Origin of the sequence: Rhodoblastus acidophilus (genome assembly GCF_900187365.1) — a bacterium.
GTDB lineage: Bacteria > Pseudomonadota > Alphaproteobacteria > Rhizobiales > Beijerinckiaceae > Rhodoblastus > Rhodoblastus acidophilus.
On record NZ_FYDG01000005.1, the window covers coordinates 38,107 to 61,045 of the forward strand.

The 22,939-nt window shown below is 66.3% G+C and carries 24 protein-coding genes; 13 read left to right on the forward strand and 11 right to left on the reverse strand.

The genetic code is table 11. The annotated features are described in order from the left end of the window. Positions 1-52: 52 nt before the first annotated feature. The 5 genes from mutL to CFB24_RS11835 all read left to right on the forward strand — a co-directional run bounded on the left by mutL (position 53) and on the right by CFB24_RS11835 (position 4,636). Positions 53-1,858 (forward strand): DNA mismatch repair endonuclease MutL, encoded by a 1,806-nt coding sequence (mutL, locus tag CFB24_RS11815; RefSeq protein WP_088520827.1) that lies wholly within the window; start codon positions 53-55, stop codon positions 1,856-1,858. 12 nt (positions 1,859-1,870) lie between these two features. After that, positions 1,871-2,071 (forward strand): SlyX family protein, encoded by a 201-nt coding sequence (locus tag CFB24_RS11820; protein ID WP_088520828.1) that lies wholly within the window; start codon positions 1,871-1,873, stop codon positions 2,069-2,071. A gap of 70 nt (positions 2,072-2,141) precedes the next feature. Beyond that, positions 2,142-2,882, forward strand: a complete 741-nt coding sequence (locus CFB24_RS11825) for a phosphatidylserine decarboxylase (protein ID WP_264581128.1) — start codon at positions 2,142-2,144, stop codon at positions 2,880-2,882. Position 2,883: 1 nt separating this feature from the next. Then, a complete protein-coding gene (locus CFB24_RS11830; protein WP_088520830.1) occupies positions 2,884-3,741 on the forward strand; it encodes a CDP-alcohol phosphatidyltransferase family protein in 858 nt (285 codons plus the stop codon). Beyond that, complete coding sequence (locus CFB24_RS11835) at positions 3,716-4,636, forward strand: PhzF family phenazine biosynthesis protein (protein ID WP_088520831.1); 921 nt, start codon at positions 3,716-3,718, stop codon at positions 4,634-4,636. The genes CFB24_RS11830 and CFB24_RS11835 overlap by 26 nt, the downstream gene beginning before the upstream one ends. A 59-nt stretch (positions 4,637-4,695) precedes the next feature. On the opposite strand, the gene CFB24_RS11840 is transcribed toward CFB24_RS11835, so the two are convergent. Both CFB24_RS11840 and CFB24_RS11845 read right to left on the reverse strand, forming a co-directional pair. Next, positions 4,696-5,127 carry a phasin family protein gene (locus CFB24_RS11840; protein ID WP_158255324.1) on the reverse strand — a complete coding sequence of 144 codons (432 nt, stop codon included), beginning with the start codon at positions 5,125-5,127 and terminating at the stop codon, positions 4,696-4,698. A 144-nt stretch (positions 5,128-5,271) separates the two neighbouring features. Next, entirely contained in the window at positions 5,272-5,934 is a 663-nt protein-coding gene (locus CFB24_RS11845) for an SOS response-associated peptidase (protein ID WP_088520833.1), read from the reverse strand. 84 nt (positions 5,935-6,018) lie between these two features. Between CFB24_RS11845 and CFB24_RS11850 the strand changes: the two genes are divergently transcribed. Then, positions 6,019-6,438: a four-helix bundle copper-binding protein gene (locus CFB24_RS11850; RefSeq protein ID WP_088520834.1), complete on the forward strand. Its 420-nt coding sequence runs from the start codon at positions 6,019-6,021 to the stop codon at positions 6,436-6,438. 67 nt (positions 6,439-6,505) lie between these two features. Here the strand turns inward: CFB24_RS11850 and CFB24_RS11855 are convergent, their stop codons facing one another. Next, entirely contained in the window at positions 6,506-7,294 is a 789-nt protein-coding gene (locus CFB24_RS11855; RefSeq protein WP_088520835.1) for a DUF2189 domain-containing protein, read from the reverse strand. Positions 7,295-7,433: 139 nt separating this feature from the next. Continuing rightward, complete coding sequence (locus tag CFB24_RS11860; RefSeq protein WP_141098435.1) at positions 7,434-8,360, reverse strand: hypothetical protein; 927 nt, start codon at positions 8,358-8,360, stop codon at positions 7,434-7,436. A gap of 83 nt (positions 8,361-8,443) precedes the next feature. Here CFB24_RS11860 and CFB24_RS11865 point away from each other — a divergent pair, with 83 nt between their 5' ends. Together CFB24_RS11865 and CFB24_RS11870 are read left to right on the forward strand one after the other, a co-directional pair. Beyond that, on the forward strand, positions 8,444-8,743 hold the full coding sequence (locus tag CFB24_RS11865) for a hypothetical protein (protein ID WP_088520837.1): 300 nt from the start codon (positions 8,444-8,446) through the stop codon (positions 8,741-8,743). A gap of 87 nt (positions 8,744-8,830) precedes the next feature. Further along, positions 8,831-9,145, forward strand: coding sequence for a hypothetical protein (locus tag CFB24_RS11870; RefSeq protein ID WP_088520838.1), 315 nt, complete (start codon positions 8,831-8,833; stop codon positions 9,143-9,145). A 4-nt stretch (positions 9,146-9,149) separates the two neighbouring features. Here the strand turns inward: CFB24_RS11870 and CFB24_RS11875 are convergent, their stop codons facing one another. Further along, complete coding sequence (locus CFB24_RS11875) at positions 9,150-9,848, reverse strand: cyclic nucleotide-binding domain-containing protein (RefSeq protein ID WP_088520839.1); 699 nt, start codon at positions 9,846-9,848, stop codon at positions 9,150-9,152. Between the two features lie 173 nt (positions 9,849-10,021). Between CFB24_RS11875 and nth the strand changes: the two genes are divergently transcribed. Further along, positions 10,022-10,696: an endonuclease III gene (nth, locus tag CFB24_RS11880; protein WP_244593320.1), complete on the forward strand. Its 675-nt coding sequence runs from the start codon at positions 10,022-10,024 to the stop codon at positions 10,694-10,696. Between the two features lie 79 nt (positions 10,697-10,775). Here the strand turns inward: nth and fabI are convergent, their stop codons facing one another. The 3 genes from fabI to fabA are packed head-to-tail and all read right to left on the reverse strand — an operon-like array spanning position 10,776 to position 13,391. Continuing rightward, entirely contained in the window at positions 10,776-11,594 is an 819-nt protein-coding gene (gene fabI, locus CFB24_RS11885; RefSeq protein ID WP_088520841.1) for an enoyl-ACP reductase FabI, read from the reverse strand. A 15-nt stretch (positions 11,595-11,609) separates the two neighbouring features. Then, entirely contained in the window at positions 11,610-12,830 is a 1,221-nt protein-coding gene (gene fabB / locus CFB24_RS11890; RefSeq protein WP_088520842.1) for a beta-ketoacyl-ACP synthase I, read from the reverse strand. A gap of 48 nt (positions 12,831-12,878) precedes the next feature. Next, the gene (gene fabA, locus CFB24_RS11895; protein WP_088520843.1) at positions 12,879-13,391 is read right to left on the reverse strand and encodes a 3-hydroxyacyl-[acyl-carrier-protein] dehydratase FabA; all 513 of its coding nucleotides are present in this window, start codon (positions 13,389-13,391) and stop codon (positions 12,879-12,881) included. Between the two features lie 228 nt (positions 13,392-13,619). Between fabA and irrA the strand changes: the two genes are divergently transcribed. Further along, positions 13,620-14,123 (forward strand): iron response transcriptional regulator IrrA, encoded by a 504-nt coding sequence (gene irrA / locus CFB24_RS11900; RefSeq protein WP_088520844.1) that lies wholly within the window; start codon positions 13,620-13,622, stop codon positions 14,121-14,123. Positions 14,124-14,304: 181 nt separating this feature from the next. On the opposite strand, the gene CFB24_RS11905 is transcribed toward irrA, so the two are convergent. After that, entirely contained in the window at positions 14,305-14,994 is a 690-nt protein-coding gene (locus CFB24_RS11905) for a DUF2076 family protein (RefSeq protein ID WP_244593319.1), read from the reverse strand. A 274-nt stretch (positions 14,995-15,268) separates the two neighbouring features. On the opposite strand from CFB24_RS11905, the gene CFB24_RS11910 reads away from it, so the two are divergent. After that, positions 15,269-16,672 (forward strand): L,D-transpeptidase family protein, encoded by a 1,404-nt coding sequence (locus CFB24_RS11910; RefSeq protein WP_245295403.1) that lies wholly within the window; start codon positions 15,269-15,271, stop codon positions 16,670-16,672. Between the two features lie 57 nt (positions 16,673-16,729). Here the strand turns inward: CFB24_RS11910 and CFB24_RS11915 are convergent, their stop codons facing one another. Further along, the gene (locus CFB24_RS11915) at positions 16,730-19,450 is read right to left on the reverse strand and encodes a bifunctional acetate--CoA ligase family protein/GNAT family N-acetyltransferase (protein ID WP_088520846.1); all 2,721 of its coding nucleotides are present in this window, start codon (positions 19,448-19,450) and stop codon (positions 16,730-16,732) included. Between the two features lie 208 nt (positions 19,451-19,658). Here CFB24_RS11915 and CFB24_RS11920 point away from each other — a divergent pair, with 208 nt between their 5' ends. After that, positions 19,659-20,036, forward strand: coding sequence for a DUF2147 domain-containing protein (locus CFB24_RS11920; RefSeq protein WP_176440438.1), 378 nt, complete (start codon positions 19,659-19,661; stop codon positions 20,034-20,036). A gap of 27 nt (positions 20,037-20,063) precedes the next feature. Here the strand turns inward: CFB24_RS11920 and CFB24_RS11925 are convergent, their stop codons facing one another. Continuing rightward, on the reverse strand, positions 20,064-21,269 hold the full coding sequence (locus CFB24_RS11925) for an O-succinylhomoserine sulfhydrylase (protein WP_088520847.1): 1,206 nt from the start codon (positions 21,267-21,269) through the stop codon (positions 20,064-20,066). Positions 21,270-21,450: 181 nt separating this feature from the next. Here CFB24_RS11925 and CFB24_RS11930 point away from each other — a divergent pair, with 181 nt between their 5' ends. Continuing rightward, positions 21,451-22,914: a lipopolysaccharide biosynthesis protein gene (locus CFB24_RS11930; protein WP_088520848.1), complete on the forward strand. Its 1,464-nt coding sequence runs from the start codon at positions 21,451-21,453 to the stop codon at positions 22,912-22,914. Positions 22,915-22,939 lie beyond the last annotated feature (25 nt).

Below are 22,939 nucleotides of genomic sequence, written 5' to 3' on the forward strand. Positions count from 1 at the left end.
GAATGTTGGCGTGATTGCAAAATCAGCGAGTGTTCCTTAATGGCGTGCCTGAATGACCATCCGCCGTCTTGATCCGATTCTCGCCGACCGCATCGCCGCTGGCGAAGTGGTCGAGCGACCCGCCGCCGCCGTGAAGGAATTGGTGGAGAACGCGCTGGACGCCGGGGCGTCGCGCATCGACGTGACCATTGAGAACGGCGGCCAGAGCCTGATTCGCGTCGTCGATGACGGCGCCGGCATGGACGAGACCGATTTGCGGCTCTGCGTCGAGCGCCACGCCACCTCGAAAATTCCCGACGGCGACCTCACCAATATCGCCACGCTCGGCTTTCGCGGCGAGGCCCTGCCCTCCATCGCCGCCGTGGCGCGGCTGGACATCCAGGCGCGGCCGCAACACGCCGCGCAGGGTGCGCGGCTGCAGGTGGAGTTCGGCGAGGTCGGCGAGGTCAAGCCCGCCGCTTTGCCGTTTGGCGCGCGCGTCGAGGTGCGCGACCTGTTCGCCGCCACCCCGGCGCGGCTGAAATTCCTGAAAAGCACGCGGGCCGAGGCGCAGGCCGTGGCCGATGTGCTCAAGCGGCTCGCCATGGCCAACCATGGCGTGCGTTTTTCGCTCGGCGGCGACGGCCTCGCCGGTTTCGATTATCAGGCCTGCCCGGACGGATTCGACGGGCTGCTGACCCGGTTGACCCAGGTTCTCGGCCGCGAATTCCGCGAAAACGCGCTGCAAGTCGAAGCGGTCCGGGAAAACCTGCGGCTGTGGGGCTTCGCCGGTCTGCCGACCTGGCATCGCGCCAACGCGAGCGCCCAATATGTGTTCGTCAATGGTCGGCCGGTGCGGGACAAGCTGTTCGCCGGGGCGATCCGCGCCGCCTATATGGATTTTCTCAGCAGCGACCGCCATCCGACGCTGGCGCTGTTCCTCGACTGCCCGCCGCGGCAGGTGGACGTCAACGTCCATCCGGCCAAGGCGGAAGTGCGGTTCGCCGATTCCGGGCTGGTGCGCGGCTTTGTCATTGGCGCGCTGAAACAGGCTTTGGCCTCGGCGCTGCATCGCGCCACGCCGTCGCTGGCGCCGCGCGCGCTGGAGCAATTCGCGCAGAACCGCCCGGCGGCGCCGAAAAACTGGGACTGGCGCGCCTCGCCCGCCGCGCCGGAACCGCCCTTCGCGCCGCAAATGCGGCCGTCGCAGGCCTTCGCCTTCGAGGAAGCCGGCCCCGGCGCGCCGCCCGCCGCCGACGCGCGGCCGCATCTGGCGCCGATCGCGGAGGAAGCCCTCGACGCCCCGCTCGGCGCGGCGCGGGCCCAGTTGCACGAGACCTATATTGTGGCGCAGACCCGCGACGGGCTGGTGCTGGTGGACCAGCACGCCGCCCATGAGCGGCTGGTTTACGAGCGCCTGAAAAAACAACGCGCCGAGGCTGGCGTGGCGCGGCAGGCGCTGCTGTCGCCCTATATCGTCGATCTCGACCCCGCCGACGCCGCGCGCCTTGTCGAAGCCGAACCGCTGCTCGCTTCGCTCGGCCTCGCGCTTGAACCGTTCGGCCCGGGGGCCGTCGCGGTGCATGAAACCCCGGCCGCGCTGAAAATCGGCGCGCTCGATGCGCTGCTGCGCGATCTCGCCTGCTCGCTGGCGGAGGACGGCGCCGCCGCGCCGCTGGAGAAAAAACTCGACCATGTGCTGGCGACGATGGCCTGCCATCATTCCGTCCGCGCGGGCCGGCGGCTCGCCCCGGAGGAAATGAACGCGTTATTGCGCGAAATGGAGCGCACCCCCGGCGCCGGCCAGTGCAACCACGGCCGCCCGACCTATGTCGAATTGAAGCTGGCGGATATTGAAAAGCTGTTTGGCCGCAAATGAGAAGGAACAATCATGGGGCCGCTTGAAGCGCGCGTCGACGAATTGGAAGCGCTTTATGCGCATCAGGAGCGCACGGTGCAGGAGTTGAGCGATCTCGTCGCCGGCCAATGGGCGCGCATTGACGCGCTGACGCGCGAGGTGCTGCGCCTGCGCGAGGACGTGCAGGGTTTGAGCCAGCGCACGGCGCCCGACCGCCCGCCGCCGCATTACTGATGCGGCCTCACGAAGCGTCCTGCCGGGAGCGCCGCGCCTGCGCTGTTGTGGTGCGTGACTTTATCGTCAATTGGCGCCAAAACAGCGCCGGACTTTCTTCCGAGGCTCCTCCATGTCCATGATCGAATCCATCCGCAAGCAGGTTGTCCCGGTCCATCCGGAAGGCCGCAATTTCATCATCCTGTTCGGCATCGGCGCCGTGATCCTGCATTATATCTGGTCGCCGCTCGGCTGGATCGGAGCGATCGCGACGCTGTGGTGCGCCTATTTCTTCCGCGATCCTCAGCGCGTCACCCCGGTGCAGGACGGGCTGGTGGTCGCCCCGGCTGACGGCTACGTCTGCTCGATCGGACAATTCGCCCCGCCGCCGGAACTCGGCCTCGGGCCGGAGCCGATGCAGCGCGTCAGCATTTTCATGAGCGTGTTCGACTGCCATGTGAACCGCGCGCCGGTCACCGGCCGCGTCACCCGCATCGCCTACAAGCCCGGCGTGTTCGTCAACGCCGATCTGGACAAGGCCAGCGAGGACAATGAGCGCAACGGCCTGCTGATCGACGCCGCCCAGGGCACGTTCGGCGTGGTGCAGATCGCCGGCCTGATCGCCCGCCGCATCCTCAGCTTCGTCCACGAAGGCCAGAATCTCGGCGTCGGCGACCGTTTCGGGCTGATCCGCTTCGGCTCGCGCGTCGATGTCTACATGCCTCCGGGCGCGCGTCTCATGGTCGGCCTGGGCTCGCGCGCCACAGCCGGTGAAACCGTCTTGGCCGACTACGGACCGGCCGCTCAGGAACGGCCCTACAAGGTCGCATGACATGTCTCAAGAACCCCAAGCCGACGCCAAGCCTTACCCCACGCGCGCCCGAATCGGGCCGCGCGGGCTGCGCGGCCTGCCCCTGCGTTTCGTCATCCCCAATGTCGTCACCCTGCTGGCGCTGTGCGCGGGCCTGACCGCGATTCGGCTGGCGGCGGACGGCCATCTGGAAAGCGCGGTGCTGGCCATTGTCGTCGCCGCCGTGCTGGATGGCGTGGACGGGCGCATCGCCCGCGCGCTCAAGGGCTCGACGCGATTCGGCGCGGAGCTGGACTCGCTGGCCGATTTCATTGACTTCGGCGTGGCGCCGGGCCTCGTGCTGTATTTCTGGTCGCTGCATCAGCTGGGGACGCTCGGCTGGGTCGCCGTGCTGTTCTTCGCCATCGCCGCCGCGCTGCGCCTCGCCCGGTTCAACGTGATGATCGACGATCCCGACCGCCCCGCCTGGATGACCAAGTTCTTCACGGGCATGCCGGCGCCGGCGGGCGCCATCGTGGTGCTGCTGCCGCTCTACCTGCATCTGGTGTTCGGCTTCGAGACCACGCCGAAAGCCTCCGTGCTGGAGGCGGGCTATGTGCTGCTGGTGGCGCTGCTGATGGCGAGCCGAATCCCGCATTATTCCGGCAAGAGCCTGGGACGGGTGCCGCGCGACAAATTCATCTTCGTGCTGTTCGTCGTGGCGGCGGCGCTGGTGATGCTGGCCTTCTTCCCGATGCAGATGCTGATCGGCCTCAGCCTGCTCTATCTCGGCATGATCCCCGCTTCGATCCGCGCCTACAAGACCCTCGCGGCGGCGGACGGGGCTGGCGAGACGGCGCGCAAAGACGAGCCCGATGCCGCTCAAGTACCGCCGGCTTGACGTCTTCTCCGAACGACCGCTGGCGGGCCGCCCGCTAGCGGTCGTGCTCGACGCCGACGGTCTCGCGCCCGCGCGCATGCAGCAGATCGCGCGCGAGTTCAACCTGCCGGAAACCGTCTTCCTGCTCAAGCCGCGCGATCCCGTCAACACAGCGCGGCTGCGCATCTTCACCCCCACCGTCGAACGGCCTTTCGCCGGCGCCGCCACCATCGGCGCCGCCGCGCTGATCGCCTTCGAACGCGCGCGCGACATGCTCGGCCGCGCCCCGATTCGCGTGGCGCTGGAGGAGGAGATTGGCGTGATCGTTTGCGAAGTCGCGCGCATCAATGGCGCGCTGCGGGCGCAATTCGTCGCGCCGCATCCGCCGGAAATCGTGGACGCGCCCGTCGGTGCGGTCCGTCTCGCGGCGGCGCTCGGACTCGCGCCCGACGAGATCGGCTTCGACGCGCACCATCCCATGCTCGCCAGCGCCGGCCTGCCTTTCGCCTTCGTTCCCGTGGCGAACCGGGCCGCGCTGGACCGGGCCGCGCCCGACGCCCGGGCGCTCGCCAAAATCCTGCCGCTGGCGCGCCCGCCGGTCAGCCTTTACACACGCGAGACGGACGATCCCGCCCACCATGTCCAAGTCCGCGTGTTCGGCGCCAGCCACGCCGCCCGGAACGGAGCCCTGGCCGAGGAGGCCGCGAGCGGAGTCGCCGCCATCGCCTTCGCGGCCATCGCCCAAAGGTTCGAACGCCCCGAAGATGGCGAACACCTCCTGTGCATCGAGCAGGGCTATGCGATGGGCCGCCCGAGTCTGATCGCCTTGACACTGCAGATCGAACGGGGCGCGCTGATCCAGGTGGAGGTCGGCGGCGCCAGCGTGATCCTGGGCGAAGGAACATTGACCCTATGATAAAAGGCCGCCGGGAACTTTCCGGCGGCCATTTGACGCAGGCGTGCAGGATTTATCTTTTACCCCCGGCCGCCGCGTACGGCCGATTGGGCGGTTTCGGCGGTTTTCTCAACGACATCGGCGGCATGGCCGCCCATCTTGCGGGTGAGATCCGAAGCCTGCTGCGCGCCTTCCTGGCCGGCCTGAGCGAATGTGGACGCAAATTCGCGCGCCGATTGGGCCAGTTCCTGAGGCGTGGAGATCGCGAGTTCGGCGATCTTGCGATAGTGATTGGTGGTGGCTTCGTACGATTCCTTCAGCAATTCCGACTGAATGGTCGTGACCTCCTGAAGCGATTGCGCGTTCCGCAAACGCTCGGCGGCTTTGGTGCCGGCCCCGATGTTTTCCTCCGACATTTTCGCAAATTCGCCCGCGATTTCCTGGGCCTTGCGTCCGACGCTGGTCACGCTGCCGAAAAAGGTCCGGAAGCTGGAGACCGCTGTATGTTCCATTGGCTGCTGCTGGGGTGACGCCATTGTCGATCCTTCCCTCATGCCGCCCTTGCTCGCGCAGGGCTGGACCCCGGTAACCCCGCGCCGCGGCGATAGTTCCTGCCTGAAGACCTCGTAGATCTACCCGACGCGGCGCCTCCGCGCTCAAACCGCCGCCTGCAGCTCCGCGCCCTCTTCGCCGGCGCGATTGATTCGGGGTGAAATGGCGTAAAAGACGATGGCGTCGTCCGGCGCCGGCCGCAACAGCGCAAGACGCGGCGCGACGGTCTCGTCGGGATTGAGCCAGGCGTCGAAATCTTCGGGCGCCAGGATCGCCGGCATGCGGTCGTGGATCGCGGCGGTCGCGCCATTGGCCGAGGTCGTGATGACGCACACGGTGTCGATTTCGCCGCCCGACGGGTCGAGATAGGTTTCCCACAGCCCGGCGAAGGCCAGCAGCCCGCCGTCGGCGCGGCGGAATAGAAACGGCGTTTTCGGGCCGGACAGATTGGCGCGCCATTCATACCAGGCGTCGGCGGGAATCAGGCAGCGGCGCCGCCGCAGCGCCGCGCGAAAGCTGGGCTTTTCCGCCAGCGTCTCGGCGCGGGCGTTGATCAGCAAGGGGAATTTCTTGACGTCTTTGACAAAGCCCGGAAGGAAGCCCCACCGCGCCAGCATGAAATGGCGTCCGTCGCGGCGCGCGGCCACCAGGGCGATCGGCTGCGTCGGCGCAATATTGTAGCGCGGCGGGAAATTGGGCTGTTCAAGAAAGCGAAAATAGGCGCGCACCGCTTCGGGCGGCGCGGTGAGCGCAAAACGTCCGCACATGGCGCCTCCATTCTTCCGGTCAGGCCAGGGCTTGATATAATGCCGGCGACAACGGCCGGGAAGGCCGCGAGGGGAGAGGATGCCATGGAGCGTCGTGAATTTCTCGGGGCCGTCGCGGCGGCGGCGCTGGCCACGCCCGCGCTGGCCGAGGAGCGTCAACATTCGATGCACCCGGCCAAATACAAGGCTTTGCAGGACGCCAGCGGCCATTGCGTCGCCGCCGCCAACGATTGCCTGCGCCATTGCGTCGGCATGCTGGCGATGAAAGATCTCTCCATGAGCGGCTGCGTCAACACCGCGACCCAGGTGGCCGCCGCCTGTGGGGCGCTGCAAACGCTCGCCGCGCTGAATTCGCCCGCCGTTCCCGCCTTCGCCAAGGCGACGGAGGAAATTTGCCTCGCCTGCCAGAAGGAATGCGAGAAATTCCCGGAGACCGCCGAATGCAAGGCCTGCGCCGAGTCCTGCCGGGCCTGCGCCGAGGAATGTCGCAAGGCCGCGGCCTGATCATGCGCTTCGGCGCGAAGGCGCCGGACTGCCGGGCCTTCATGCCGAAACCTGGCGAAAGTCCGCCTCAGCGCTTGATGACGGCGCGATAGGCGCGCCAGGCGGCATGGCCGGCGAGCGGCAGGGTCACAGCCAATCCAACGTAAAAGAACGCCATGCCCGCGAACACCAGACCGGCGAGCAGGGCCGCCCACAGCGCCATCGGGCCGGGGTTGGCGGCGACGGCGGCGAAACTCGTCCCGACGGCTTCCATCAGCCCCACCTTGCGGTCGAGCATGAGTTGCAGCGCAAAAGCCCCGCCGGCGAAAACCACCGCGGCGAATCCCGCGCCCAGCAGCCCAAACAGCGCCAGAAACTGCAAGCCGCCAGCGGTGGCGAACGTCGTCGTGAGCAGTCCGTCCAGCGACAGGCTGGCCTGTGGCGGGAACACCAGCGCATAGAGAATCTGCGACAGCCGCATCCACACCAGGAACACGCCAAGCAGCGCGGCGGCGAGTCCGAACACCGCCGGCGCATCCTCGCGCCAGGCGCCGAACGCATGGATCAGCGACGGTTTGCGGCCCCGTTCGAGATCGCGGCTAATCGCCTGAAAGCCGACCGTCAGCGCCGGACCGAGCAACAGGAAGCCGCAGGAGGCCGGCAGCAGCAAATAAAGCGCGTCCGTGGACCAGAGCAGGCCGGCGATCGCCAATCCCAGGCAGGCGAACACGCCGCCATAGACAAGACTTGCCGCAGGCGCCGCCGCGAAATCGCGGAAGCCCTGCTCGAACCAGGGTTGGACGTCGGCGAGATCGACGCGATTGATGCGATCCGCATAAGGCCAACGCGGCGTGTCGCTGTGCAAGATAGTGGCCATGAACTCCCCCCAATTGGCGCGTCGTCAAATCGGGCGCGCCTTCAGGTCGGGCGCGCCTCAGATTGCGCTGGGGAAATTCGAACGTAAAATCCCGGCCGTCACAAGGCGAAGCGACCGGCCACACGCAGAAGTGATGGGATCAGTCGGGTTGCGCGATCACCGCCGCCGCCGCGCCGCGGCGGCGCGCCACCACAAAACTGGCGACGGGACGATCCCCCTTGTAGAGCGCGACCAGGGTCGCGTCCGGGGGAACGCCGGGACCGGATCGCGCCGCGCCAATGCGAAGCCGATCGGCGGCGGGCTCGCCCAGAATGGCGAAATGGCTTTCGGGCGCGTCGAACGCGAAAGTTTGCGCCGCCGCGCCGGCGAGCGGCAATGCGGCGGAGGCGGCGTCGCCGGATTTCGGCGCCGCCGCCGGGCTGAAGGCCGGGTCGAGCAATTCCGGACCGCCCGCCCGCCAGGACCGCGCCCATACGGCCGCTTTCGGGCCGAGCCGACAGAGATCCGGCGTGGCGCAAAAGGCGTCGGTCGCGGTGAACTCCAGCGTATAACGAATGGAAATGTTGCAGGTTTTCCTGAGCGTTTCGCCCTGTTGAACGAAAATGGCCGCCTGTTCGAGATCGTCAGCGCCGCCGTCGCTTTGCAGGAAGAAAGCGCGGCCGCCCGCTGCGCCAAGCCCGACGGCGCCGTGACCGCAACGGTCGAATGGATCGCCGGGCGCAGGCGCCGCCAGCGCTTTTGTCTCGCCCGAAGCGAGACTGAACAGCAGGGGCCGGCGGCAATTCGCCGCGCCGGATTCGGCGTCGATCAGCGCCAGCCCCTTGGCGCCGCCGGCGCGGGCGAGTCGCACGGACGCCGCCTTCAGCGCCTCGCGGTCGGCGGCGGCAAGCGGAAACGCGGCCAGATCCGCCTCGCTGGCGGGCGCGCCGCGATCCGCCAACCCGGACTGCGCGTCCGTGCGCAGACGATTCTTGATCGCTGCGGCGACCTCGTCGCAGTAGCGCGGCGCGGCCTCCGCCGCCGCTGTCAGCGTCATCAGCGCGAAACAAACCAACATGCGTCGCATCGGCATTCTCCGCCGCAGGCTCCAATCCAGCTTCCGGTCTTAGGATCGCCCGCACTGAAAATCGAGTCCTAAGGAGCGTCGCTATGTTGCTTCGCCTGGGTCTGCTGCTGTCATCCGGCTTTTTGATTTCCTGGTTGTGGAACGCGGCCGACGCGCAATTTTCCGGTTCAATCCTATCGCGAATCCAGGGTCCCGCCGTCGTCGCCCAGGCCTATTACCCGCCGCAGCCATCGGCGCCGGTCTATTCGCCGCCGGTCGCAACGCCGCCGGCCGTAAGCCCGCCGCCGCCGCCGCAGATCAACCAGCCGACCTGGGAAACGCCGACCTACGAGTCGCCGACCTATTATCCCACGCGCAACTATCCGACGACCTATTATCGTTAAGCCCAAGGCGGCGCCCGCATCTGCGCCGCAAGACTGGCGCAAGGCTTCCGGGTTAGCGTATCATGGGCAGCGATTGGGAGCCGCGCCATGGATACGCCCCAGGTGAGTCGCATTGGTCCTTATGCGCGCGTCTCGGCCGTCTCGCGGTCGGAAGAAGGCGACTCCGCGAAAGATACGCGCGAGTTCACCGCGCTCCTGATCAACGAGGACGCGGCCGCACGGCGGCGTCACCGCTCCGCGCCGGACGACGAGCCAAAGCCGGCCGAAGAAGCCGACGAGCGGCCGGACGAGGCCGAATCTCTGATTGAGGCGCAAGCGCCGGGCGAAGCCGAGGACGTGCTGCCGGAAGACGCGCACGATCCGCAGGAACTGCGCGCGCTCCTCACCAATCGTCACGACTGATTCTTTAACTCGCCTCTTCGACCATCTGTTTTTCCGCGCCCGCGAGATCCTCCAGCGCGGGCAGATCGCGAATCGTCACCTGCGCGCCATCGACGCGCACGCCGAACTTGGCCAGCGCCGCGAACGAGCGCGACAGCACCTCCGGCGCCATGCCGAGCCGCGCCGCGAGAATCTTTTTCTCGAAGGGAATCACCAGGCGGCGAGTCCCGCCGGTTTCGCGATCGCGCTGCACCAGCCAATTGGCCAGACGCTCCAGGCTGGTGCGCAATTTCTGATTTTTCAGCTCCTGCGCCATCTGGCTGTAGCTGCGGGCGATCTCGCGCGTGAAGGCGGCGGCGAAGCCGCCATCAGCCTCCAACGCGTGGCGCACCGATTTGGAGGGCACCATCAGGATGCGGGAAGCCTCCAGGGTGCGCGCAGATTGCGGATAGGGCTGATCGAGCACCACCGAGGCGTCGATCACGCCATCATTGGGGCCGAGGACGACGACCGTGGTCTCACGATCGCGCCAACTGGCGTAAAGCTCGACGGCGCCGCCGAGCACAACGTAGAGAAAATCAGCCCGCTCGCCTTCGCGAGTCAGTTGCGTGTGTGCAGGGAACCGCTGCAGGAACGCGCCCTGCAACAGGAATTCCGCCGTTTCGGGCCGGCAGGCCGCGAGAAACGAACATTGGGCGGCCTCCGCTCGCTCTTCCATACGCATCGAAATCTCTGGCGCCTTTCGAAGGTCAAAACGACACAACCTTTATCAAGCGTGGATTTGATCAACATTGCTTTCAGTCAAAGTCTGATGGCCATAATGCCGATTTTTTGTGCAAAATCCCGAGACCAAGCCGACGGCTTGTTCCGCGCCAGCGGATGAATTATTCCGAAAGCATGACCGGAACACCCCGAACGCGCGGCCGGAAAGCCGCCGACGCCGCCGCCCGCATCCGCGAGATTTTCGCGCGATTGGCGGCGCGCAACCCGCATCCCCGGGGCGAACTCGATTACGTCAATCCGTTCACGCTGCTGGTCGCCGTGGTATTCTCGGCGCAGGCGACCGACGTCGGCGTCAACCGCGCCACCAAATCGCTGTTCCCGGTGGCCGACACGCCCGAAAAAATGCTGGCGCTCGGCGAGGAGGCGCTGCGCGAGAAAATCAAGACCATCGGCCTGTTCCGCGCCAAGGCCAAGAACGTCATCGAACTGTCGCGGCAATTGATCGCGCGATTCGACAGCCAGGTCCCGAAAACGCGCGAAGATCTCGAAAGCCTGCCCGGCGTCGGGCGCAAGACCGCCAATGTCGTCCTGAACATCGCCTTTGGCGAGAAAACCATCGCCGTGGACACCCATTTGTTCCGGGTCTCCAACCGCATTCCCCTCGCTCCGGGCAAGACGCCGGAAGCCGTGGAGCGGGGCCTGCTGGCCGTCGTTCCCGACGATTATCTCCAGCACGCCCATCACTGGCTGATCCTGCACGGGCGCTACATCTGCAAGGCGCGCAAGCCGGACTGTCCGCTGTGTCCGATCGCCGATCTCTGCCTGTGGCCCGAAAAAACGACCGTCTGACCGCCGGCCCTTGCGGGTCCGCGCGATGGCGCCGGCAAGCGCGGCCGGACTTTTCACGCCCGGCCGTCGCTGATCCCGTTTATTCGCCTTCGCTCTTGAGGCTGCCGGGCTGCGGCATGGAGATGATGTTGTAGCCGGCGTCGACATAGTGAATTTCGCCGGTCACCCCCGCCGACAGGTCGGACAGCAGGTAGAGCGCGGAGCCGCCGACGTCTTCGATCGTGACCGTGCGGCGCAGGGGCGCGTGCGCCCGCTGGAAATTGAACATGAAGCGCGCTTCCGCAATGCCGGCGCCCGCCAGCGTGCGGATCGGCCCGGCGGAAATGGCGTTGACGCGCACGCCCTGCTCGCCGAGATCGGCGGCGAGATAGCGCACGCTGGATTCCAGCGCCGCCTTGGCCACGCCCATCACATTGTAATTGGGCATGACGCGGGTGGAGCCGCCGTAAGTGAGGGTCAGCAGCGAGCCGCCGAGCGGCATCAGCTTGTGCGCGCGCTGAGCGATCTCCGTGAAGGAGAAGGCCGAAATCACCATGGTGCGCGAGAAATTCTCGCGCGTGGTGGCGTCGATATAGCGGCCCTTCAGTTCGTTCTTGTCGGAAAAGCCGATGGCGTGGACGACGAAATCGAGCGAGCCCCATTCCTTCTCAAGCGTGGCGAACAAAGCGTCCACGCTGGAAATGTCCTCGACGTCGCAAGGCAGGATCAGCTTCGATCCCACGCTTTCGGCCAGCGGCGCGACGCGCTTGCCCAAGGCTTCGCCCTGGTAGGTGAAGGCCAGTTGCGCGCCTTCGGCCGCGAGCGCCTGGGCGATGCCCCAGGCGATGGAATGACTGTTGGCGACGCCCATAATCAGGCCGCGCTTTCCGGTCATTAGTCCCTTGGCGGAAACACTCATGCGGAAAAACTCTGTTTAAGCGTCGACATGCTTGAAGATCAGGGTGGCGTTGGTGCCCCCGAATCCGAACGAATTGGACAGCACCGCGCCGAGTTGCTTGCCGTCCTGCCGCGCGCGGACAATGTTCATGTCGGCGAAAGCCGGGTCGAGATTGACGATATTCGCGCTCTCGCAGATGAAGCTGTTCTGCTGCATCAACAGAGAATAAATCGCCTCCTGCACGCCGGCGGCGCCGAGCGAATGGCCGGTGAGCGATTTGGTCGCGGCGATCGGCGGGCATTTGTCGGCGCCGAACACGCGCCGCATCGCCTCGATCTCCTTGGCGTCACCGACGGGCGTCGCGGTGGCGTGCGGGTTGATGTAGTCGATCGGAATTTTACACGTTTCCAGGGCCATGCGCATGCAGCGCTCGGCGCCTTCGCCCGACGGCGCCACCATGTCGTGGCCGTCGGAGGTCAGGCCGTAGCCGGCGAGTTCGGCGTAGATTTTCGCGCCGCGCGCCTTGGCGTGTTCGTACTCTTCGAGCACCAGCACGCCGGCGCCGCCGGCGATGACGAAACCGTCGCGATCAGCGTCATAAGCGCGCGAGGCTTTTTCCGGCGTGTCGTTATAGGCCGAGGACATCGCGCCCATGGCGTCGAACAGCACGGACAGCGTCCAGTCGAGTTCCTCGCAGCCGCCGGCGAACATCACGTCCTGCTTGCCATACTGGATCATCTCCGCCGCATTGCCGATGCAATGCGAGGAGGTCGCGCAGGCCGACGAGATCGAATAGTTCGCGCCCTTGATCTTGAACCAGGTGGCGAGTGTCGCGGAAGCGGTCGAGGACATGCTTTTCGGCACGGCGAACGGACCGACCTTTTTCGGCCCCTTGGTGCGGGTGATGTCGGCGCATTCGACCACGGTGCGAGTCGAAGGACCGCCCGAGCCCATGATGATGCCGGTGCGCGGGTTGGAGATATCGCCCGGCTCCAGGCCGGAATCGGCGATGGCCTGATCCATGGCGACATGGTTCCAGCCGGTGCCGTCGGCATGGAACCGCATGGCGCGGCGGTCGACCACGTCGGCCGGATTCAGCTTGGGCGCGCCGTGAACCTGGCAGCGAAAGCCAAGTTCAGCGTATTTTTCCGCCCGCGAAATGCCCGAACGGGCCTCACGCAGCGAGGTGAGAACTTCCCCGGCATTGTCGCCAATGGAGGAGACGATGCCCAGACCGGTGACGACGACGCGCCTCATGCTTCCAACTCCTGCGCCCGACGGGGCGCTCATTCCCTTTGGGATGTCTCAGACGGCCGGTTGAAAAAGCCCGACCCGCATGTCCTTGACCTCGTAGATGCGTTTGCCGTCGGCTTCGAGCCAGCCATCGGCAATGCCCAGCTTAAGCTTGCCCTTCATGACGCGCTTGAAGTCGACGCCATAAACCACCTTTTTGACGGTGGGCAACACCTGGTCGGAGAATTTGACCTCGCCGACGCCCAGAGCCCGGCCGCGTCCGGGCAAGCCGAGCCAGCCGAGGAAAAAGCCGGTCAATTGCCAGAGAGCGTCAAGACCGAGGCAACCGGGCATGACCGGATCGCCCTGGAAATGGCAGCCGAAAAACCAGAGATCGGGCTTGATGTCGAACTCGGCGCGGATGTGGCCCTTGCCATTGGCGCCGCCCTCCTCGCTGATTTCGACGATACGGTCGAACATCAGCATGGGCGGCAACGGCAATTGCGCGTTGCCGGGACCGAACAATTCGCCGCGCCCGCAAGAAAGCAGGTCCTGGTAATCGAAACTGAAGCGCCGTTCCCCCATTTTTGGCCGATCCCCCGATGGCTTGCGGCCTGCGCCGCGATTTGAAAACCGCGCCTTCTAGCATAGCGCGGTCGGCGCCGAAAGACCGCGTATCGGGTCAAGCTGACGCAGAGGCGCTCGGTTGTGGCCGCGCGCTCGAAATTCTATAATCCCACGGCCCGCCCGCGCGGGCGTAGGGGATCGCCCCGCCAATGACCACCGCCCGGAAAAACGGCCAGGAAAAACCGCATGGAAAAACCACAGGCATCCGCGCCGGCCCCGCGCAAGCCGCGCGCCGCCCGCAAGCCGTCGAACAGCGATCTGGCGGGATGCCCCTTGCACGACCTGCGCGGCAAGCTCGACGCGGTCGGTCTGAGGCCGACCAAGCAGCGCATGCGCCTGGGCTGGCTGCTGTTCGGACGCGGCGACCGGCATATCACCGCCGAAAAACTGTTTGAGGAGGCGCAGGCCTCCGGCGCGCAAATTTCGCTCGCCACGGTTTACAACACCCTGAATCAGTTCACATCCGCAGGCCTGCTGCGCGAGGTGACCATCGACGGCGCCCGCACCTATTTCGACACCAATATCGACGAACACCAGCATTTCCTGACGGAGGAGGCGCATCTGCTGGTGGACCTGCCCAAGGAACTGATCGACTTCCGCGCTCTACCGGAACCGCCTGAGGGCATGGAGATCGCCCGCATCGACGTGGTGGTGCGGCTGCGGCGAAAAGACGCGCCCCCGTCGAACTGAGAAAGGCGGCGCGGGCGCAAGACCGCTCGAAAAGCGAAAAGCCGCCCCGGAGGCGACGGGGCGGCTTAGTCTGATGACAAACTCTCGTTTCGAGGCCATGGTTCGAAACGGAACTCCTCACCACAATAGCTTATTCTACATCTTCCGCCCCGCCGGCGGCGGGGCGAAACTTCGCGCGAACTCAGACGTCGTCGCTGTAGCCGTCGTCGCCGGCATAGCCTCCGTCGTCCTGATAACTGGCGTCCTGATGGTTCTGTCCGCCCTGCGGTTCTTCATAATAATTGTTGACGATGGTCTCGCCGCCGCCGCCGCCGCCGAAGCCGCCGGCGCCGAAACCGCCGCCATGACCGCCAAACACGCCTTTCAGCGTATCCGCGAGCAACACGCCGCCGGCCACGCCCGCGGCGGCGCCGAGCGCGCCCTTAAGGAAGCCGCCGCCGCCATTGCCGAACAGTCCGCCGCCCGCCTGGGGGGCGCCGCCCCACGGTCCGGGCTGAGGCGCCTGCTGCTGCGGTTCCTGCCCCGGACGGCCCCAAGGCGACGGTTGCTGCGCGGCTGCGCGCGGCCCCCCGCCGCCGAACAAACCACCGAGAAACCCGCCGCCTTGCTGCGGCTGCTGCTGCTGCTGCTGCGCAGCCTCCTCGGCCTGGGCGAGGCGGGTTTCGAGATCGCGAATTTTCTGATCGGCGCCTTTCAGCGCCTGTTCCTGAACGAGAACCGCCTGAGCCAGCAGATAGGGCGCGTAGGGCTGGGCGCGCACCGCATCGGCGATGAACGTGTCCGCTTCCTTGTCGCGCGGCGCGCCGGCCTGGCCGCGCACACGGTCGAACAATTCGGTCAGCATCTGGCGTTCTTCGGGCGACATTGACATGACGCATTTCCCTGTTTTTTCGTCGGCGCGAGGCCAACGCTGGCAATATGGGGCGGGTTCTTGGCAAAGCAAAGACACGCCTGGATGAAATTTCCGTCATCTTTCGGCAAGACCTGCGCAAGGCGGCGGCGTAAAAAGGTCACAGCCGTAACGGAATACGAGGCCAGGCCAACAAACATCTGGCCTTGACCGTCTGGACCGATTTATAGCTGACCGCAAAGTTCAGGACATTGGGTTGGCGAATATGAGACGCGCGAATCACTGGATCGGAGTCTTGGCCGCCGCGGCGCTCGGCGCTGCGCCGAGCGGCGTTTCGGCGCAGAGCGCCGAAACGAGCCCGCTGTCGCCGGCCCCATCCGCCCAGACGCCCCCGGCGGCTGCGCCCGCGCCCGCCGCCCCGGCCCCCGCCGCGCAAACGCCGGCGCCCGTCGCCCCGCCTGCGGCGCCCTCGACGCCCGCGCCCGCCGCCCCGGCGCCCGCCGCGCAAACGCCGACGCCCCCGCCAGCAGAACCGGCGCCCGTGCCGGCCGCCTCGGCCGCGCCCACGCCGGCGCCGAAAAAGCCCAAGCCGAAGCCGGCCGCGCCGGCGCGCGAAATGGCGCTGTCTGACGATCCGACGCCGGTGTTGCAGCCGGAAACCTTCTTCGCGACGGCCAAGGCCTCCGAACGCTATGCGGCGATCGCCGACGCCGGCGGCTGGCCGACGGTTTCGGCGCTGTCGCCGGGCGCGAAAGGCGCGGAGGTCGCGGCCCTGCGCAAGCGTCTGGCGATCGAAGGCGATCTCGCCGGCGCCGAAGCCAATGGCGCCGGCTGGAGTCCCGCGCTCACGGCCGCCGTTAAGCACTTCCAGTTCCGTAACGGCCTGCGCCAGACCGGCGTGGTCGCCGGCGCGACGCTGCGGGCGCTCAACGTCCCGGCTCGCACCCGTTTCAAGCAATTGGCGTCCTCGGCCAACCGGCTCGCGGGCATGAACTTCCCGTTCGGCGAAAAATATGTCGTCGTCAACCTGCCCTCGACCGCCGTCGATGCGGTGGAATATGGCCATGTCGCCCACCGCTATACGGCGATCGTCGGCGGTCCCGAACATCACTCGCCGCAAATTTCGGCCAAGATCGTCGCCATCAACCTCAACCCGACCTGGACCGTGCCGGAATCGATCATCAAGAACGAGATCATTCCGAAAATGCGGTCGCAGCCGAACTATCTTTCGCGCGCGAGAATCCGCATTCTCAACAACAAGGGCCAGGAGGTGAATCCTGGCGCGATCAACTGGAATTCCGACCAGGCCAAGAATTTCACGCTGCGGCAGGATTCCGGCGCCGGCAATTCGCTCGGCCTGATCCGCATCGCCATGCCCAATCCCGATGCGGTCTATATGCACGACACGCCATCGCGGAACCTGTTCGCCAACGATTACCGCTTCCTGTCGCACGGTTGCGTCCGCGTCCAGGGCGTCTACGATCTCGCCGCATGGCTGCTGCGCGAGAGCCCCGCCCCTAACGGCGGCGTCTGGACCGGCGACATAATCCAGCAACGCATCGCCTCGGGCGCGCGCGAGGACATCAAGCTGATCGCGCCGGTGCCGGTGATCTGGGTCTATATGACCGGCTGGGCCTCGGCCGACGGCGTCGTGCATTTCCGCGACGACGTTTATAATGTGGATAATGTCGGGGGTTGAGGCCCGTAAGGCGCAGCCCCACCCTTTCTCACCCAATAAGTGAGGCTGACGCCAGCCTCACTTGTCGGGGCGGATCGCAGCTTCCGTCGGCGGCTCCGTGAGATCGAGCACGACCTTCTTCACGCCGTGCTCGTGCGGATCGTCCATGATCTTGAAGCCCAAAGCCTGATTCATCGACAGCATCGGCCCGTTCTCGCTCAAGACCTGTCCCTCGATCTCGCGCACGCCGTCGGCGCGGGCGAACTCGATCATATATTTCATCAACTTCCAGCCCAGGCCCTGCCCTTTCATGTCGGAGCGGAGCAGAATCGCGTATTCGCCCTTCTCATGATCGGCGTCGAGCATCAGCCTGACCACGCCCAGCATCAACCCGGTCGCCTCCTCCACCGCGACCATCACGAAAGAGCGGGCGTAATCGATCTGGATGAGGCGGGCGATGAACGCGTGGGTAAACTCCTTCACCGGACCGAAAAATCGCAGCCGAATATCCTCCGGGGCGACATGGGTGAAGAAAACCTTGTACATTTCTTCGTCTTCGGGCCGCACCGGCCGCAATTGCACCGGCGTTCCGTTCTTGAGCGCCGCGCGCCGCTCCTGCGCCTTGGGATAGGGCGCGACCGCGAAGCGGGGATTGGCGGCGGCGACGCCCAGACGGCCTGTGAACGGCGCCACCGAGACGCGCGCATCCACCACCACCACGCCATCGGCGTCGGCGAGAACCGGATTGAGCTCCAGCTCGCGAATCTCCGGCACGTCGGCGGTGAGTTGCGAAATCTTCACCAGCAGCAGCGCGACGGCGTCAATATTGGCGGCGGGAACGTCGCGATAATCGCGCAACGCCCGGACGACCTGGGTCTGCTCGATCAGCGCGCGCGCAAGCGACAGATCAAGCGGCGGCAGGGCGAGCGCCTTGTCGTTGATGACCTCCACCGCCTTGCCGCCGCGGCCGAACACGATCACCGGCCCAAACGTGGGGTCGTCGGTGACGCCCATCACCAGTTCGCGCGCATGGGGCCGGCGCACCATGGGATGAATGGTGACGCCATCGACCCGCGCCTCCGGCGCCTCGGCGGCGACCCGATCCAGCATTTTGCGCGTGGTGTCCACCACCTGCTCGATGCTGCGCTGATCGAGCGCGACCCCGCCCAGATCGGACTTGTGGACGATATCGCGCGACATGATCTTCACGACGCAGCCGCCGTAGCGGCCGAGCACGAGACGCGCCACTTCCGCCGCCTCCTCCGGCGAACGGGCGAGACGCGCCGGCGCGATGGGAATGTCATAGGCGTCGAGCAGCGCGCTGATCTCGACCGGCGCCAGCCATTCATGGCCGCGCGAAATGGCCTGCGCGATCACCGCGCGGGCCTTGACCGTGTTGGGCGCGAAATCCACCGGCAGCGACGGCGGCGCCGCCATCAGCGCCTCCCGCGCCTTGCGCCAGTTCACCATATGCATGAAGCCGGTCACCGCGCCGCGCTGGTAATGCGGCACGCGGGCGTCCTCGAAAATATGGTTGATCTCCTCGTCGGCGCCGTACCAGACCGCGAAGACCGGCTTGGGATTGATGGAGGAGCGGCGGTGTTTCTTCACCGCCTCCACGGCGGCCAGCGCCATCTGGCGGCTGTCGATCAGCAGATTGGGCGCGTGAAGCACCAGCACGGCGTCATTGGCGCGGTCCTGCAACACGGTGGCGAGCGCCTGTCCGAACTGCTCCGGCTGGGTGTCGCCCGACAGCTCCACCGGCGAATTGCCGGACCAGCTGTCCGGCAGCAGCGGCGTGAGCGCCTCGCGCGTCGCCGGCGAGACATCGGCGAGCTTGCCGTCGAGGTCGAGCAACTGGTCGATGGCGAGATAGCCGACGCCGCGCCCGTTGGTGACGACGGCCAGCCGCTCGCCGTTGAACGGCTTGACGCGTCCGAGCGCCTCCGCCGCGTCGAACAGCGAATCGATGTTGGGCACGCGCAGCAGGCCGGCGCGGCGGAAGGCGGCGTCGTAAATGGCGTCGGCGGTGGCGAGATTGCCGGCATGCGTTCCGGTGCGCCGCGACGCCTCATGTCGACCGGAGCGCACCACGATCACCGGCTTGACGCGCGAGGCGGCGCGCGCGGCCGACATGAAGCCCTGGGCGTCCTCCAGATGCTCGACATAGAGCAGGATGGCGCGGGTCATCGGATCGAGCGCGTAGTAATCGAGCAGATCGTCGAAATCGACGTCGGCCATGCCGCCAAGCGAGACCATGCCGGAGAAACCAACCTGATGCGCGTGGCCCCAGGCGACGATCGCGTAAAGCACGGCGTAGGATTGCGAAATCACGGCGAGATCGCCCGAGGCGACCGGCAGCGCCGACAGCGAGGCGTTGAGCTTCACGCGCGGCGCGATCAGGCGGCAGTTGGGGCCAAAAATGCGAATGTCGCGATGGCGCGCGATGGCGCGCATCTTCTCGAACAGCGAATCCGCCCCCGGCGTCGGATCCTTGGTCATCACCATGACCGCCGGGATCGCCAGATCGGCGGCCTCGTTGACATAAGCCGCGACCTCGCTCTTGGGCGCGACGATCACCACGAGATCGGGAATTTGTCCAATTGCGGCGAGGTTGCGATGGCAGGGGCGGCCGTCGATCGTCTCGAAATGGGGGTTGACCAGATGGAGCGCGCCGGAAAATCCGCTCGCGACAATATTGTCCAGCACGCCGCGCCCACGCGAGCCCGGCCGTCCGCTGGCGCCGACCAAGGCCAAAGATTTCGGCTGTAACGCCCGATCCAACTGGCGTGTGCTCATCCCGATTCGCTCCTGCTCGCACGCGCGATGCTAAACTATATCCGCGTCCAATGCGCCCTGGACGCTTGGCTTACGCCGCCCGACGCGTTAATTCCCGCTTGCGCCGAAGCTTAAGGCAAAGCTTAATGCGCGGAAACTGATCGTCCCGCGCCAGGATTGCGCGCCACGACAGCGCGACTCAAGCTCGCGCCACGACGGGGAGCAAAGATTGACCAAGGTTCGCCACGGAGTCGCCGCGCTCCTGCTGGTCGCCGCCGCATCGGGCGCGACGCAGGCCTGGGCGGAGGATGTGCAAGGCGTGTGGACGCGCGACGACGGCGCCATCAAGGTCGAGTTCTCGCCCTGCGGCGGAGCGGTCTGCGGCTCGGTGTCGTGGCTGAAAAGCGCGGCCGGCGCCGCGAAAGTCGGCCAGCGCGTCTTTTTCGATATGGTGCGCTCCGATCAGATCACCTGGACCGGCAAGGCGTTCAATCCCGAGGACGGCCGCACCTATTCCGGCAAGATGGTTCTGAGCGGCAAAAAACTCAAAACCAGCGGCTGCGTGATGGGCGGCCTGATCTGCAAGACCGTGGTCTGGCTGCGCTGACGCGTCGCCGACGCGGTTGAACCTGCGTCAGACAGCCGCCAGCCCGCGTTTCAGATCGTCGATCAAATCTTCGGGATCCTCCAGCCCGACCGAAAGCCGCAGCATGCCCTGAGTGATGCCCGCGGCGAGGCGCGCCTCCTCGGTCATGCGCTGGTGGGTCGTGGTCGAAGGATGGGTGATCAGGCTCTTGGCGTCGCCGAGATTGTTGGAAATCTTGATGATTTCCAACGCATTGGCGAAACGGAACGCCTCCTCGCGCCCACCCTTCACCTCAAGCGCCACCATGGTCGCGCCGCCCTTCATCTGGCGACGGGCCAGTTCGGCCTGCGGGTGATCGGCGCGGCCGGGGTAATAAACCCGCGCGATCTTCGCGGCGCCCGCGAGAAAATCGGCGATGCGTCCGGCGCTCTCTTGCTGCTGAGCGATGCGCAGCGGCAGGGTTTCCAGGCTTTTCAGCAGCACCCAGGCGTTGAAGGGCGACAGCGACGGGCCGGTCTGGCGCAGATAGACCTGAATATGCTCTTCAATGAAGGCCTTGGAGCCGAGAATCACGCCGCCGAGGCAGCGGCCCTGGCCGTCGATGTGCTTGGTCGCGGAATAGACGACGCAATCGGCGCCCAACTCCAGCGGCTTCTGCGTCATCGGCGTGGCGAACACATTGTCCACGACCAGCGTGGCGCCGCCGGCGTGCAAGATTTGGGCGATGCCCGCGATGTCGAGCACGCTCAGGGACGGATTGGTCGGGCTTTCCAGAAAGGCGGTCTTCGTGTTGGGCCGCAGCGCCGCCTTCCATTGCGCGAGATCGTGGCCGTCCACCAAAGTGGATTCGACGCCGAAGCGCGGCAGCAACTCCTGCACGACATAGAGGCAGGAGCCAAACAGGGCGCGCGAGGCGATAACGTGATCGCCCGCCTTGACCTGCCCCATCAGCGCCGTGGTCACGGCCGCCATGCCGGTCGCCGTCGCGCGCGCGGCCTCCGCGCCTTCCAGCAGCGCCATGCGCTCCTCGAACATGGCGACGGTGGGATTGCCGAATCGGCTGTATTGAAAGCCGGCGTCCTCGCCGGTGAAGCGCGCCGCCGCCTGTTCCGCGCTGTTGTAGACGAAGCCCTGGGTCAGGAACAGCGCCTCGGAGGTCTCGCCGAAGCCCGAGCGCGCGGTTCCGCCATGAACGAGCTGGGTGCGCGGGCGGAGGGTCTTGGCGTCAGGAGCGGGACGGTCGTAAGCGGACATGAATATTCCTCGCGCCGCGACGCGGCGGGTTTGCGAACAGCTCTGGGCTGAATGGCCAGGAAGCGAGCCGTCGGGCTCAGATTGACCACAGAGTCTTTTTAAACCTCGGTAAAAGCACCGGCAAGACTTTCTTGACCACGACGGGCTAGAACGAATCGATGAAACCCAGCATCGCGCCGCCATGAGGGTCGTCTTCGCCTTCCTCATCAACACGATCTTCAACCTGATCGTGGGGTTGATCGTCGCGCGCTTCCTCGGGCCGGAAGAATATGGCCGTTTCGCGCTGGGGATCGGCGTGATGATCTTCGGGCAGGCCTTGGGTTTCGAATGGATCCGGCAATGCGCGATCCGCTTCTATTCGGCGCGGGCGCGGGCGCGAAAACCGCATGTCCGCGCCACGCTCAACGCCGCCTTCGCGGCGTTCACCCTCGGCTTCGTCCCGCTGGCGGCCCTGTTCGCCTTTTTCGGCCCGGAGCTGTCGCTGCCGCGCGACCTGATGGCGCTGGCGCTGGCCGCCTCCATCGCCAACGGCCTGTTCGACTACGAGACCGCGACGGCCCGCGCCCGATTCGACGACCGCCTGTACATGCGGATCGTCGTCATCAAGAACATCCTGTCCGTGATCGGGATGGCCGGGGGCGCCTGGATGACCGGCTCGGCGCGCGTGACCCTCGCCGCCGGCATGATCGCGCTGCTGGGCGCGTTGGTTTTCTCTTACAAGGGGTTGCGCGATCCCGGCGCGGGCCTCGCGCGCGCCGATCGTCGTCTGCTGCGCCCCTATGCCGCCTATGCCGTTCCCATTGTCGCCTCCGTCGTGCTCTACCAGCTCATCCCGCTGGTGAACCGCGACCTCGCGGCGCGTTTCTTCGGCTTCGCCGAAACCGGACGCTTCGCCCTGGCCTATGATCTCGGCCTGCGCGCAGTGTCGGCGCTCGGGTCGGCGCTCGACGTGCTGCTGTTCCAGATCGCGGTGCGCGCCCACGACCTGCACGGTCAAGCCAAGGCGCGCGAACAGGTGGCGCGCAACATGGCCATGGTCTTCGCCATACTGGCGCCGGCCTGCGTCGGCATCTGGATCGTCCTGCCCTCGATCGAGGTTCTGATCGTTCCGAAATCGTACCGCGGCGCGTTCGGCCATTTCCTCACCCTGATGCTGCCGGGCCTGTTCTGCCTGGGGTTGAGCCAGTTCGCGCTCAACGCCGTGTTCCAGATCGCCCGCAAGACCCGGCCGGTGGTGCTGGCCGCGCTGGCGGTCTGCGCCGCCGATCCGCTGATCTTCCTGCTGCTGCCGAAAACCGGCGACGCCTCCAGCCTGGCGTTGGCCCAGAGCCTCGCCATGGCGCTGGGTTTCGTCACTCTGGTCGGCTTCGCCAGGGCCAACCGGGCGCAATGGCCCGGAGCGCGCGACCTGATCTGGACCCTGGCGGCGGTCGCCGGCATGGCGGCGCTGGCGGGGCCATGGCGCGACGCCCATCCCGGCCTGCTGCAGATGATCGCGCAAATGACGGCGGCCGGGGGATTCTACCTCGCCCTGGTCGGTTTCACCGATCTCGCCGGCCTGCGCACGGCTTTTGTGGCCAAGGTCCTGCCAATTCTGCACAGGAGCACGCCGTTAAAGATCAATTTACCGTTAGAACTCGAATAACCACAAGACCGGGTAAATCCTCATC

Excerpts from the sequence above, each read along its gene's own strand:
- fabI (WP_088520841.1), bottom strand. The coding sequence starts at position 11,594 with ATGAGTGTTTCCGCCAAGGGACTAATGACCGGAAAGCGCGGCCTGATT.
- CFB24_RS11875 (WP_088520839.1), bottom strand. The coding sequence starts at position 9,848 with ATGCGTATGGAAGAGCGAGCGGAGGCCGCCCAATGTTCGTTTCTCGCG.
- CFB24_RS11925 (WP_088520847.1), bottom strand. The coding sequence starts at position 21,269 with ATGTCCGCTTACGACCGTCCCGCTCCTGACGCCAAGACCCTCCGCCCG.
- CFB24_RS11860 (WP_141098435.1), bottom strand. The coding sequence starts at position 8,360 with ATGCGACGCATGTTGGTTTGTTTCGCGCTGATGACGCTGACAGCGGCG.
- CFB24_RS11835 (WP_088520831.1), top strand. The coding sequence starts at position 3,716 with ATGCCGCTCAAGTACCGCCGGCTTGACGTCTTCTCCGAACGACCGCTG.
- CFB24_RS11915 (WP_088520846.1), bottom strand. The coding sequence starts at position 19,450 with ATGAGCACACGCCAGTTGGATCGGGCGTTACAGCCGAAATCTTTGGCC.
- CFB24_RS11840 (WP_158255324.1), bottom strand. The coding sequence starts at position 5,127 with ATGGAACATACAGCGGTCTCCAGCTTCCGGACCTTTTTCGGCAGCGTG.
- CFB24_RS11870 (WP_088520838.1), top strand. The coding sequence starts at position 8,831 with ATGGATACGCCCCAGGTGAGTCGCATTGGTCCTTATGCGCGCGTCTCG.
- fabB (WP_088520842.1), bottom strand. The coding sequence starts at position 12,830 with ATGAGGCGCGTCGTCGTCACCGGTCTGGGCATCGTCTCCTCCATTGGC.
- CFB24_RS11820 (WP_088520828.1), top strand. The coding sequence starts at position 1,871 with ATGGGGCCGCTTGAAGCGCGCGTCGACGAATTGGAAGCGCTTTATGCG.
- fabA (WP_088520843.1), bottom strand. The coding sequence starts at position 13,391 with ATGGGGGAACGGCGCTTCAGTTTCGATTACCAGGACCTGCTTTCTTGC.
- mutL (WP_088520827.1), top strand. The coding sequence starts at position 53 with ATGACCATCCGCCGTCTTGATCCGATTCTCGCCGACCGCATCGCCGCT.
- irrA (WP_088520844.1), top strand. The coding sequence starts at position 13,620 with ATGGAAAAACCACAGGCATCCGCGCCGGCCCCGCGCAAGCCGCGCGCC.
- CFB24_RS11845 (WP_088520833.1), bottom strand. The coding sequence starts at position 5,934 with ATGTGCGGACGTTTTGCGCTCACCGCGCCGCCCGAAGCGGTGCGCGCC.
- nth (WP_244593320.1), top strand. The coding sequence starts at position 10,022 with ATGACCGGAACACCCCGAACGCGCGGCCGGAAAGCCGCCGACGCCGCC.
- CFB24_RS11865 (WP_088520837.1), top strand. The coding sequence starts at position 8,444 with ATGTTGCTTCGCCTGGGTCTGCTGCTGTCATCCGGCTTTTTGATTTCC.
- CFB24_RS11855 (WP_088520835.1), bottom strand. The coding sequence starts at position 7,294 with ATGGCCACTATCTTGCACAGCGACACGCCGCGTTGGCCTTATGCGGAT.
- CFB24_RS11930 (WP_088520848.1), top strand. The coding sequence starts at position 21,451 with ATGAGGGTCGTCTTCGCCTTCCTCATCAACACGATCTTCAACCTGATC.
- CFB24_RS11850 (WP_088520834.1), top strand. The coding sequence starts at position 6,019 with ATGGAGCGTCGTGAATTTCTCGGGGCCGTCGCGGCGGCGGCGCTGGCC.
- CFB24_RS11830 (WP_088520830.1), top strand. The coding sequence starts at position 2,884 with ATGTCTCAAGAACCCCAAGCCGACGCCAAGCCTTACCCCACGCGCGCC.
- CFB24_RS11905 (WP_244593319.1), bottom strand. The coding sequence starts at position 14,994 with ATGTCAATGTCGCCCGAAGAACGCCAGATGCTGACCGAATTGTTCGAC.